At 62.8% G+C, this 11,920-nt stretch carries 14 protein-coding genes; all 14 read right to left on the reverse strand.

The features are described 5' to 3' along the window. Positions 1-231, reverse strand: a 231-nt coding sequence (locus ABW22_RS08695; RefSeq protein ID WP_193393291.1) for an Hpt domain-containing protein, incomplete at its 3' end; no start/stop codon positions are given. 52 nt (positions 232-283) lie between these two features. Further along, complete coding sequence (locus tag ABW22_RS08700; protein ID WP_059754943.1) at positions 284-649, reverse strand: response regulator; 366 nt, start codon at positions 647-649, stop codon at positions 284-286. 51 nt (positions 650-700) lie between these two features. Beyond that, positions 701-1,261 carry a hypothetical protein gene (locus ABW22_RS08705; RefSeq protein ID WP_059754945.1) on the reverse strand — a complete coding sequence of 187 codons (561 nt, stop codon included), beginning with the start codon at positions 1,259-1,261 and terminating at the stop codon, positions 701-703. An 8-nt stretch (positions 1,262-1,269) separates the two neighbouring features. Next, on the reverse strand, positions 1,270-2,193 hold the full coding sequence (gene flgL, locus ABW22_RS08710; RefSeq protein ID WP_059754948.1) for a flagellar hook-associated protein FlgL: 924 nt from the start codon (positions 2,191-2,193) through the stop codon (positions 1,270-1,272). 14 nt (positions 2,194-2,207) lie between these two features. Next, entirely contained in the window at positions 2,208-3,908 is a 1,701-nt protein-coding gene (gene flgK, locus ABW22_RS08715; protein WP_059754951.1) for a flagellar hook-associated protein FlgK, read from the reverse strand. A gap of 79 nt (positions 3,909-3,987) precedes the next feature. Continuing rightward, positions 3,988-4,998 carry a flagellar assembly peptidoglycan hydrolase FlgJ gene (flgJ, locus tag ABW22_RS08720; protein WP_059754954.1) on the reverse strand — a complete coding sequence of 337 codons (1,011 nt, stop codon included), beginning with the start codon at positions 4,996-4,998 and terminating at the stop codon, positions 3,988-3,990. A gap of 153 nt (positions 4,999-5,151) precedes the next feature. After that, a complete protein-coding gene (locus tag ABW22_RS08725; RefSeq protein WP_059755255.1) occupies positions 5,152-6,249 on the reverse strand; it encodes a flagellar basal body P-ring protein FlgI in 1,098 nt (365 codons plus the stop codon). 206 nt (positions 6,250-6,455) lie between these two features. Beyond that, positions 6,456-7,100, reverse strand: coding sequence for a flagellar basal body L-ring protein FlgH (locus ABW22_RS08730; protein ID WP_059754966.1), 645 nt, complete (start codon positions 7,098-7,100; stop codon positions 6,456-6,458). A gap of 206 nt (positions 7,101-7,306) precedes the next feature. Then, positions 7,307-8,089: a flagellar basal-body rod protein FlgG gene (flgG, locus tag ABW22_RS08735; RefSeq protein ID WP_059754970.1), complete on the reverse strand. Its 783-nt coding sequence runs from the start codon at positions 8,087-8,089 to the stop codon at positions 7,307-7,309. Positions 8,090-8,263: 174 nt separating this feature from the next. Continuing rightward, positions 8,264-9,004: a flagellar basal-body rod protein FlgF gene (flgF, locus tag ABW22_RS08740; RefSeq protein WP_059754973.1), complete on the reverse strand. Its 741-nt coding sequence runs from the start codon at positions 9,002-9,004 to the stop codon at positions 8,264-8,266. 31 nt (positions 9,005-9,035) lie between these two features. Continuing rightward, complete coding sequence (gene flgE / locus ABW22_RS08745) at positions 9,036-10,301, reverse strand: flagellar hook protein FlgE (RefSeq protein WP_059754976.1); 1,266 nt, start codon at positions 10,299-10,301, stop codon at positions 9,036-9,038. A 57-nt stretch (positions 10,302-10,358) separates the two neighbouring features. After that, the gene (locus ABW22_RS08750) at positions 10,359-11,024 is read right to left on the reverse strand and encodes a flagellar hook assembly protein FlgD (protein WP_059754979.1); all 666 of its coding nucleotides are present in this window, start codon (positions 11,022-11,024) and stop codon (positions 10,359-10,361) included. Positions 11,025-11,052: 28 nt separating this feature from the next. After that, a complete protein-coding gene (gene flgC / locus ABW22_RS08755) occupies positions 11,053-11,457 on the reverse strand; it encodes a flagellar basal body rod protein FlgC (protein WP_059754982.1) in 405 nt (134 codons plus the stop codon). Between the two features lie 23 nt (positions 11,458-11,480). Continuing rightward, positions 11,481-11,888 carry a flagellar basal body rod protein FlgB gene (gene flgB, locus ABW22_RS08760; protein WP_059754986.1) on the reverse strand — a complete coding sequence of 136 codons (408 nt, stop codon included), beginning with the start codon at positions 11,886-11,888 and terminating at the stop codon, positions 11,481-11,483. Positions 11,889-11,920: the final 32 nt, after the last annotated feature.

Raw genomic sequence — 11,920 nt, forward strand, 5'->3', positions numbered from 1 at the left:
GCGGATGCGGTCGAGCAGCGACTCCAGCATGTGGGTGACTTCGGTGATGTCGTTGAAAGCGAAGGTGGCGGCACCGCCCTTGATGGAATGCGCAGCGCGAAAGATCGCATTGAGATCCTCGCTATCCGGTGCGGACACGTCGAGCGCGAGCAACAGCTTTTCCATTTCGGCGAGCAGTTCATCCGCTTCGTCGAAAAACACCTGGTAGAACTGGCTCATATCGATTGTCATGCTGGGACTCCGTGTTTGTTGTGCGGCTTGTTTCGTGTTGTCTGGCTGCGACTCAGCCAATCAGCTTTTTCACCACTTCGGTCAGCCGCGCCGGGTCGAAGGGCTTCACCAGCCAGCCATTGGCGCCTGCTGCACGGCCCATGGCCTTGATGTCGTCACCGGACTCGGTCGTTAACATGAGAATCGGCACGCTTTGGTAATTCTTCAGTCCGCGCAGCGCCTTGATCAGGCTCAGGCCATCCATGCCCGGCATGTTCTGGTCGGTCAGCACCAGATCCACCTGGTGCTGCTTCGCCTTGTTCAGGCCATCCTGCCCGTCCACCGCCTCGATCACGCCATAACCTGCGGCTTTCAGGCTGAATGAAAGCATCTGGCGCAGCGAGCCCGAGTCATCCACTGCAAGTATTGTTTTCATCATTGTTGCTCCCGCTCTTTCCATGTTCGGACTGGTGCCCGGTATTTCAAAATCTCAAAACAGCTCGATGTCGCCGCTATCCATGTGACGCTGGTTGACCGTGCTGCGCACGCCGCCTGCCCGTTCGGTGCAACACGCCCCTACCCGGTCGCTGATGTGGCTCAACGTTGCCAGCAGGACTTCATTATTGCTTTCCGGCAGAACCGATTCGCTGGTGTCGAGTGCGCCAAACACGTCGCGCAGACCGGCCAGGTGTTGCACCATGCGGCCGATCAGCTGGCTGGTCATGTCCTGAAACTGCAGGCCGGTCACCGCGGCGCCGACATGCTGCCTGATCTCGCCGCGCAGCGCCTCGATGCGCGCCACGGACTCTGGAGATTGCATCCCGTCGCCCAGCAGGCCATCCAGGGCTTCCTGCTGCAGGTCGACTGCGTGATGGATCGCCATGAAGCTCGCGCACAGCTTTTTGATGGCCTCGTCCAGCAGCACGTCCATCTGCACCAGATCGCGCTCCACTTCGGCCAGATGCTGGTCGCCGTGCTCCGACACGCCGGACAACAGATGCATCACCTGCGCGTTCAATCGCTCGCTCGGCGACATGTCGTTGGCAATCATGGCTGGGATCACAGGAAGTTGAATAGCGACAGGCCCGATATCTTCACGAAGGAGCGCTGCGCGGCTTCGAGCGTGATCTGCTGCTGCGAGAGCTGCGTCAGCGCCTGGGCGTAATCGAGATCCTGCAAGTCGGACAGTATCTGGCTGTACTGGATATGACGATCCTCGCCCGCATTGTCGAGCGCATCGAGTTCCTGCAGGCGCGAGCCGACCGACGCACGGACCGTGAGCACGTTGTCCAGCGCCAGGTCCACATTGTTGTTGGCGGTAGCCAGCGCGGCTGTCAGCCCCGTGGTGCCGGGTGTTTTAAGCTGTTCAATGAGCGCCCCAAGCGTCTGGAAGATACCCTGATCACCGTCCTGGAACACGGTCTGCCCCGGATTGCTGACTGCCATCTGGCGCGTGGCATCGACCTGCATCAGCCGCTGCCCCTGGTCGCCCTGATACGCGGCGCTGGCTATCGTGACGGTCCCGGTGACGATTGCTGTCTCTTCAAACGGAGCCGTTGTGGTTTGGAATCCGGAGAACAGGTAGTTGCCCGTTGCATCGCGGCTGTTGGCCAGCCCCAGCAGTTGTTCGAAGCGGCCGCGCAATTCGGTGGCCAAAAAACCGCGTTCCGTATCGCTGTACGAACCATTGCCTGCCGCGATAACGGTGGTTTTCACGTCCTGCAGCAGTGCCGTCACGCTCGACAGCGTGCCCTCTACCGCGCCGAGCGCGCTTTTGGCGTACTGGCGGTTGACGCCGTACTGGGTGTTGAGCGACTGCGATTGGGTGACCTCGAGGGCGCGCGCGGCGGCAACCGGGTCATCCGACGGCGACAGGATGCGCCGGCCCGTTCCAATTTGCTGCTGCGTCTTGACCAGGCCGGACTGCAGTTCGCCGAGCCGGGCAGCGCCGGTTTCAAACAGGGTTTGGGTGCTGATGCGCATGATGTCGTGTCTCCTTATCGTCCGAGCGAAAGCAGCACGTCGAACATCTGACTGGCAATCTGCATCACCTTGCCGGCCGCCTGATAGGCCTGCTGGTAACGCAACAGGTTGGTCGCCTCTTCGTCGAGGTTGACGCCCGACTCGGCCTGCAGCGAGAGGTTCGCCTCGGACAGCAGCTTGCCCGCTGCGCTGCTGGTCACATCAAGCTCACGGGTCTTGTTGCCGATCTGGCTGACCAGCTGCGAATAGGCGCCCTGATAGGTGGTGGTGCCACCGTTCATGGTGTTGGTGGTTTGCAGCGCGCCCAGCAGCAGGGCGTTGCGGTTGTCGCCGACGCCGCCGGTGTTGGGGCCCACGGTGAATTGATCGCCGCCGGCCGGCGTACCGCTGATTGTGAAGCTGATGCCGCCGAAGCTGATGGTGGCGCCTGGGGTATAGGGCACGGGATTGCCGGAAGCAATGGTGCTGGTGGTGGGAGGGGGGCCGGCTTCGGTCACCGTCACCGCGGTAGCAGGCGATACGTTGAATACGTCGGCCAGCCCATCGTAAGTCAGCGTCACCGGTGCGGGAAGCGGCGTCGTGTAGTTGCTGTCGACCGTACCCGCGCTGATGGCGCCCGATCCGGCGTTGCCGGTTGTGGCTGCAGTCCGGATGGGCGCAGCGGCAGCGATCAGCCTGGGATCGTTGATCGCGACGCCAAAGCCGGATGCCCCCGCCTGGGCAGTGGGGACAACGAAGAAATCACCGCCAAGGTTGCCGTCGAGATCCTGCCCCAGGCGATGCTGGGCATTGAACGTGGTGGCGAGACCGATGGCGAGGTCATCAAGCGCTTTCTGCGCCGGCTCCAGCGACTGGCTGCGAAATTCGAGCACGCCGCCCAGCTTGCCGCCGCCCAGGCTGGACTTGCCCACCATGACGGGGCCACTGGTGGTCTGGTAAGCCACCTCGATTCTTTCGGGGTCGGTGAGTGAACCCATCGTGGTGAGCGAGGACGTTGTCACCCCGACCACCAGCGGCTGGCCATTGCCGATGAAAACGTTGTAGCCACCGTCGCCCTGCTTGACGACCGTCGCCCGAATTTCCTTGTTGAGATCGAGAATCAGCTGGTCACGCTGGTCGAGCAGGTCGTTGGCAGGCTGACCGCTTGCGCCCTGAGCGCGGCCGATGGCATCGTTCAGCTGCGCAATCTGCTTGGCATAGCTGTTGATGGCGTTGACGCCCGACGTGATCTGGCTGTTGACGCCCTGCTCGATTTCGTCGAGCCGCCCGGCCATGCTCTGAAAACGCGCCGCCAGCGATTCGGCCGACGACAGCGCCGCCTGACGCGCGGGTATCGACGCGGGATTGGAGGCCAGTTCCTGGATCCCGCTGAAGAAGCTCTGCAAGGCAGGCGACAGTCCGGAAGCGGGGTCAGCCAGCATGTTGTCGATCTGCTTGATCTGGGCGTAGTAACTGTCGAGTCCGCTTTTCGTGGTCTGCGCGGTGCGCACCTGGCTACCGAGGAACTCGCTGTAAATGCGCTTGACCGTGGAGATCTCGGTGCCCTGCCCCATGAAGCCAAAGCCGAAACTTTGCGGCTGGGCCGCACCCTGCACCACGACCTGACGGCTGAAGCCCGGCGTTGCGGCATTCGCGATATTGTGGCCGGCCGTGCTGAGCCCCACCTGTGCGGCTGCGAGGGCGCTCTGACCGATGCCGAGAATGTTGGTTGCCATTTAGCTATGCACGCGGGTCAGGATTGGAGGGGATCAGTGCTATTGGGGGAGGAATCGGCAGATTCTCCGGTTTCTTGAGTCAGGTGGTTTCAACCAGGCGAATCACGCTCATCAGCTTCTGGGCGTATTTCGGGTCGGTGGCATAACCGGCCTGCTGCAGGCCCTGGGCAAAGCCGGCCGCATCCTGTCCCTGCGCGATCACGTTCTGGTAGCGCGCGTTGCCGCGCAGCAGGTTGGCGTAGTCGCGGAAGGAGTCGGCATAGGAATCGTAGGCGCGGAACGTGTCCACCTGTTTCTGCGGCTTGCCGTTGACGTATTCGGTGGTGACGATGTCGACCGTTTGGCCTTTCCAGCTGGCCCCCGCCTTGATGCCGAACAGGTTGTGACTGTTCTGGCCGTCGGCCCCACGGATTTCAGCCTTGCCCCAGCCGGACTCGAGCGCCGCCTGCCCCAGCATGAAGCGGGCGGGAATGCCGGTGCTGGCGCTCGCCGCCTGGGCGTGCGGCAGCAGCCGCTGCACAAAGGCCTCGACGTGCGCCGGGGCATACGACTCCACACGCGCTTTAGCACGTAGTGGATCGGAGTCCCCTTGTGGGGCATACGACGACATCCCGCCTTGACGATGCAGGACTTGAGTACGTAGTGGATCGGAGTCCCCTTGTGGGGCATACGACTCCACACGCGCTTTAGCGCGTAGTGGATCGGAGTTCCCTTGCGGGACATTCAATGGGAAGCCTGTTGCACCCTCGGTGCCAGGTGCGGCGCCCTCGCCCGGCGGGGGCACATTCAGCGCGCTGGAGAGCTGGCGCACCATCACCTCGGCCAGGCCGATGCCGCGGCTGGCCATGCGCTGCGTCAGCTGCTGGTCGAGCATCGAGGTGTACATGCGGGTCTGTTCGCTGTCGAACATGCCGTCCTGCGGGGTGGCCTCGCGCATGCTTTTCATCAGCATGTTCATGAACACCGCCTCGAACTGTTGCGCCGCCTGCTTCAGCGCCTCGGGTGACGCATTTTTGGCATCGAGCCTGAGCTGGTTGACGCCCTGGACGTCGAGCGCGAATTTCGATGTGAGGTCGGCGCCGCCAATCATGTCGACATTCCAACCATTAACCACAGAGGCACAGAGACACAGAGGAAACCATTTCCGTTGTCGTTGTTGAAGACATGCACAAGCGCCGCACTAAAAACCTCTGTGCCTCTGTGCCTCTGTGCCTCTGTGGTGAGCGGTTTTCACCCCTATTCATCAAATGACCTCCAGCTCGGCACGCAACGCGCCCGATGCCTTCAGTGCCTGCAAAATCGCCAGCAGGTCCTGCGGGGTGGCGCCGATGGAATTGAGCGCCTTCACCACGTCGGAGAGCGACGCGCTGCCCTTGAGCAGCATGACTTCTCCCGGCTGCTGGCGGATTTCGATCTGCGACTGCGCGACGACCACCGTCTGGCCTTTGGAAAATGGCGCGGGCTGGCTGATGACCGGTTCGGTGCTGATGACCACCGACAGGTTGCCGTGCGACACCGCGCTGGGGTCGAGCATGACGGCCCGGTTCATCACCACTGAGCCGGTGCGCGCGTTGATGATGACCAAGGCCCGCGCTTGCGCGGGGCTGACCTCGAGGCTTTCTATCGCGCCCAGAAAAGCCACCCGCTCGCTGTCGCCGACCGGCGTTCTCACCTGGATCACGCGGCCGTTGAGGGCGCGCGCGGTGTCCTGGCCGAAACGTGCGTTCACTGCGTCGACCACCCGGCTGGCGGTGGTGAAATCACTTTGCCGTAATTCCAGATTAATGCTGCCGGATTCGCCCAGCACGGTGGTGATGCTGCGCTCGACCGTCGCGCCGGCGGGGATGCGGCCGACGCTCAGATGATTGATCTGCACCTGGCTGCCGTTGGCCGACGCGCCGGCGCCGCCGACCACCAGGTTGCCCTGCGCCATCGCGTAGACCAGCCCGTCGGCGCCTTTCAGCGGGGCCATCACCAGGGTGCCGCCGCGCAGGCTCTTGGCATTGCCGATCGACGACACCGTGATGTCAATGGCCTGCCCGGCCTGGGCGAACGGCGGCAGTTCGGCGGTCACCATCACCGCGGCGACGTTCTTCAGCTGCATGTTGGTGCCGGGCGGCAGATTGACCCCCATCTGCGTCAGCATGTTGGTGACGCTCCGCACGGTGAACGGCGTTTGCGTGGTCTGGTCGCCGCTGCCGTCCAGGCCCACCACCAGGCCGTAGCCCACCAGCTGGTTGATGCGCACGCCCTGAATGGCCGCGATGTCCTTGATGCGCTCGGCGTGCGCCATGCCGGAGAGCAACAGCGCGGCCAGCATTAACAGACGTGAAATGGTCATGGTGCCCACCATTTATCCTGAAAAATTGAACCACAGAGGCACAGAGGCACAGAGGAAAACAAATGGATTGTTTCGCCTTCCTGCGTCACCCATCGGGCGAGTGCAAGCGCAATGACATCTCATCATTTTTTCAATCATCTCTGTGTCTCCGTGTCCCAAGGGATACCGTCCCTGCAGGACATATCTCTGTGGTGAAAGGTTCGGTTTCATAAAGGAATGAAACTCAGGAAAAAGCGGCCCAGCCAGCCCATCACTTCGGCCGTGTCGAACTTGGCGCTGGTGCGGTATTCGAGGCGCGCGTCCGCCACCTTGGCCGACGACACGGTGTTGCCCGCCTGGATGGTGTCGGGCTGCACCACACCCGACAGGCGGATGTATTCGGTGCCCTTGTCGAGCGCAATCTGTTTTTCGCCGGCGACGATCAGGTTGCCGTTGGGCAGCACTTCGATCACCGTGACGGTGACGTTGCCGCTGAAAGTATTGCTGGAATTGAGCGCCGACTTGTCGGCGTACTGGCTCGACGAATCGGCATTCACGCCCAGCTTCTGCAGCGATTTGAGCGACAGTCCGGCGACCGCGCTGATCGACGAATCGACCTCGCTGTCCTTCGACGCACTGGACGACGCCTGCTTGCCGGCCTGAGTCCGCTCGTTGATGACGATGGTCAGCACGTCGCCGACGTGACGTGCGCGCCGGTCTTCGAACAGCGGGCGATAAGTGGCCGTCTGATAGATGGCGCCATTGCTGGCCATCTGCGCGGGCGGGGTTTGCGGACGTGCGGTGGTCGGATGCTCCACGATGGACGTCGGCGTGGTGCCGCAGCCGGCCAGCGCCAGTAACCCGGCCAGCATAACGAATGCGTGCTGCAGCCTCAGGGATGCCGCAGACAGGCCGAAGCCATGAAGGCTGGTCCGGTGCGAAATTCGGGGCGAGGGCGCCCCTCCTACAGGTCCGCGGTCTTGTAGGAGGCCCGCCCCCGGGCCGAATGCGGACGCTGGCATGGCGCCGGCATTCGCGACGGGGTGGCCCGGTTCAAGACGCGCATTCATGGCAAGCCTCAAAGCTGGGTCAGGCGCTGCAGCATCTGGTCGGATGTCTGGATGGCCTTGCTGTTGATCTCGTACGCACGCTGGGTCTGGATCATGTTGACCAGTTCTTCCACCACGTTGACGTTCGAGGTTTCGACGTAGCCCTGATTGAGCAGGCCGGCGCCGTTGCTGCCGGGCGCGTTGGAACTCGGCGTGCCGGACGCGGCGGTTTCGCCGTAGAGGTTTTCACCCAGGCTCTGCAGGCCGGCCGGGTTGACGAACATCGCCAGTTGCAACGTGCCGATGGCGGTCGCGGTAGCCGATCCCGGCTGCGTGATCGACACCGTGCCGTCGCGCGCGATGGTCAGGCTTTGCGTGTCGGCCGGGATGGTGATGGCCGGCTGCACCGCGTAGCCGCTGGAGGTGACCAGCTGGCCATTGGCGTCAGCCTGGAAGGAGCCGTCGCGGCTGTAGGACGTGGTGCCATCGGGCATCAGCACCTGAAAGAAGCCGTTGCCCTGAATCGCCACATCCTTGGCGTTGCCGGTCTGCTGCAGGTTGCCCTGGGTGAAGATGCGCTCGGTGGCCACCGGCTTCACCCCGGTGCCGATCTGCAGGCCGGACGGCAGCTGCGTCTGTTCGGACGATTGTGCGCCGGGCTGGCGGATGGTCTGGTACAGCAAGTCCTCGAACACCGCACGCGAGCGCTTGAAGCCGCTGGTGCTGACGTTGGCGAGGTTGTTGGAAATCACGTCCATCTGCGTCTGCTGCGCATCCAGACCGGTCTTGGCAATCCATAGTGAGCGAATCATGTCGGCTCCTTAATTAAAGCGTTTAAACCACTAACCACAGAGGCACAGAGGCACAGAGGCACAGAGGCACAGAGAAATTCAGAAATTCGCTGCCTGCCATACGGCCAAACCTGATTCCTATGGATGTTCATCTCTGTGCCTCTGTGCCTCTGTGCCTCTGTGGTGAAAAGGTTTTCAACTCATGCTCAGCAGCTGGGCTGCCTTGCTGTCGTTGTCTTCGGCGCGTTGCAGCAGTTTCATCTGCATGTCGAACTGGCGCGCCAGCGAAATCATGTTGACCATTTCATCGACGACGTTGACGTTGGAGGACTCCAGCGCGCCGCTGATCAGCGCCACCTTGGGATCGGCCGCTGCCGCATTGCCGTCTTGCAGACGAAACAGGCCGTCGTCACCGCGCACCAGGTCGGCTTGCGCCGGATTCACCAGCTTCATGCGCCCGACCGAGGTCAGGCCGGTGGCGGCGGAGCCGTCGGGCACCAGCGAAATCGTGCCGTCCTTGGCCACCGCGATGTTGCGGCCGGGTGGAATCGACAGCGGGCCGCCGTCGCCCAGCACCGTGAGGCCGTCGCGCGTCAGCAGCAGCCCGTTCTCGTCCAGCTTCAGGCTGCCGTTGCGGGTATAGGCCTCGCTGCCGTCTGCGGCCTGCACCGCAATCCAGCCGTCGCCCTGCACCGCCACATCGAGCTCACGACCGGTGTGCTGGATCGCGCCGCCGCGGAAATCGCTGCCGGTAGTGGAATCGACCACGAAGGCGCGGGTCGGCAGGATCGCGCCCTGCACCGGCACCGCGCGGAACTGGTCGATCTGCCCGCGAAAGCCGGTGGTGGTCGCATTCGCCAGGTTGTGCGAAGTGGTCGCCTGCTGTTCCAGGATGTGCTTCGCGCCGGACATGGCGGTGTAGATGAGACGGTCCATACAGCCTCCTCAGTGGGTCATCAAGTCAGGCTTAGCGCAGGTTGACCAGGGTCTGCATCACCGCATCCTGGGCCTTGATGGTCTGCGCGTTGGCCTGATACACCCGCTGGGCGGTGATCATGTTGACCAGCTCGGCGGTCAGGTCGACGTTGGAGTCCTCCACCGCCGACGACTGCAGCACGCCCAGGCTGCCCGAGTCGGGCGTGCCCACCAGCGGATTGCCCGAGGTCGCGGTCTCGGCCCACATGTTGTTGCCCAGTTGCTGCAGGCCATTGGGGTTGGCGAAATTGGCCAGCACCACTTGGCCCAGAATCGCTGACTGGCCGTTGGTATAGCGTCCCAGCACCATGCCATCGGCGCCGATGTTGAAGCCGGCCAGACGCCCCGAGGTGTAGCCGTCCTGGTTCAGCGTGTTGACGCTGAAGGCAGAGCCGAACTGGGTAGAGCCGGTGAAATCGAGGGTGACGGGGAATGGAGACGTGGCGCCCGCTGCCGTCGCCGGAACGCCAACGGCGGGGGCAATCGGCATCGCCGTCTGCAGGATCCCGCTCGTGTTGAAACTCAGGCTGGCAACTGTGACGGGTGCAGCCGGTGGGACATAACCAATTGGCACGCCGTCATTGGCAGCGTACACATCCCAGGCGCCGATTGTCGCGGGTGCTACAGGCGGCCGTAACACATAGAAGGTTTGCAGCGTCTGGGCGTTGCCCAGGCTGTCGTAGACCGAAACCGCCGTCGAACTGTGAAAGGTGTCCGGGTCATTCATGTCGAAGGGGATGGTTGCCGCATCAATTGGCGTGCTGCCGGAATCCAGGTTGAGCACGGCATTCACTTCGGTGGTGATCTGCGGCGTCAAGTCGGCGGTGTTGATGCTCAGGGGCGACGGCGCGCCGGTCAGCAGCGCGCCGCTGGCATTCGCCGTGTAGCCGGTCAGCTTGGCGCCGGTCGGATTGACGATGAAGCCCATGCGGTCGAGCTGGAACTGGCCGTTGCGCTGATAGGTGACCTCGCCATTGTTGTCCATGCGGAAGAAACCGCCGCCGTTGATGGCCATGTCCAGCGGGTTGTTGGTCGCCGTGATATTGCCCTGGGTGAACTGCTGGGCCACCAGCGCAACCTTGGTGCCGATGCCGACATTGGCGCCGCCGGCGCCGGTGAGCGAGTTGGCATAGACGTCGGCAAACTGGGCCTGCGACTGCTTGAACCCCACCGTGCCGGAGTTGGCGACGTTGTTGCCGATGACATCCAGATTCTTTGCGGCGGCATTGAGGCCGCTCAAGCCTTGCTGAAAACTCATGTTCTGCTCCTTGTGATGATTGCGACCGGTTTAATAGTCAGGTTCACGCTGCCGTACTCAAAAAATCTGCCGGATCTCGGCATAACTCACGCTCTCGTTGCCCGCCAGGTTCAGCTGCACGCCCTGGCTGCCCTGCGAGACGCTGTTGACCAGCCCCAGATGCAGGGCGGTGCTGCTGACCGGCTGGCCGCCCTGGGCGGCGTTGATCTTGAAGCTGTATGCGCCATCCGGCGCGGCAGCACCATTACTGGTCAGTCCATCCCAGGCCAGCACGTTGACCCCGTCTTCACGCGGCCCCAGGTCAAGGCTGCGCACCACGCCGCCGCCGGCATCCAGAATATCGACCGTCACCTTGTCGGCCGGACGCGACAGATCGAAGCCGATCACATCCTCCATCTGGGCGGGGCTGATGCTGTCGCCCGGCACCAGCACGGCGCGTCCGATCAGGTTGGCGGCCTGCGCCATCTGATTGACGCCCATGCTGGTTGCCAGCGACTGCAGGGTTGTGTTCATGTTTTCGATGCCCTGCACCGTGGACAGCTGCGCCAACTGGCTGGTCACCTGGGCGTTGTCGAGCGGATTCAGCGGATCCTGGTTCTTCATCTGCGCAACCAGCAGGGTCAGAAACCGGTCTTCCGTTTCCTTGGTGCCGTTCTTGGTTGCCTTGGCCGCGCCGGCGCCGAACAGGCTGCTGACATTGCTTGCGTCTTGTACCGTAGTCATGGCGTGTCCTTTTTACATTTTCAACTGATCATTGACCCAGGCTCAGGGTCTTGAGCAGCAGGGTTTTGGTGGTGTTCATCATTTCCACGTTGGACTGATACGAACGCGAGGCTGAAATCATGTTGACCATTTCCTCCACCACATTGACGTTGGGCATGGTCACGTAGCCCTTGTCGTCGGCGAGCGGATTCTTCGGGTCGTACACCAGCTTCATCGGCGACGGATCATCGATCACCGCGGCCACGTTGACGCCGGTTGCACCGTTCGTGCCCACCGGGGTGGCGGCAAACACCACCTGCTTGGCCCGGTAGGCTTCGCCGTTGGCGCTGGTTGCACTATCGGCGTTGGCCAAGTTGCTGGCGACGGCATTGAGCCGCTGCGACTGGGCATTCATGGCCGATCCGGCCACGCTGAAAATATCGAATAGAGACATGCGCTAGACTCCTTATTCCTGCCTTATCCCTGAATGACGGCCAGCATGCCTTTGATCTGCTGGCTGATCCGGGTCAGGTTGAATTCATAATGAATGGCGTTGTCGGCAAAGGCGGCGCGCTCGGCGTCCATGTCCACCGTGTTGCCGTCGACGCTGCCCTGCGCCGGGGTGCGGTACAGCAGCCCCGCGTCGGCGCCCAGGCCGGGCTTGCCCGCCAGGTGCCCCGCTGTCGTGGTGGCCAGCGTCGTTCCGCCCGCCACGGGTGCGCCCTTGAGCGCGCCCTGCAGGGCGGACTTGAAATCCAGGTCGCGCGCCTTGTAGTTGGGCGTGTCGGCGTTGGCGATATTCGACGCCAGCACCTGCTGGCGCTGGTCGCGAACGCGCAGCGCCTGGGTGTGAAAGCTCAGCATGTCATCCAGCCGGTTCAGCATGGTCGTCACCTCGTTACTTTGCTGCGTGTGCC

It is taken from the genome of Thiobacillus denitrificans (assembly GCF_001530125.1).
GTDB lineage: Bacteria > Pseudomonadota > Gammaproteobacteria > Burkholderiales > Thiobacillaceae > Thiobacillus > Thiobacillus denitrificans_C.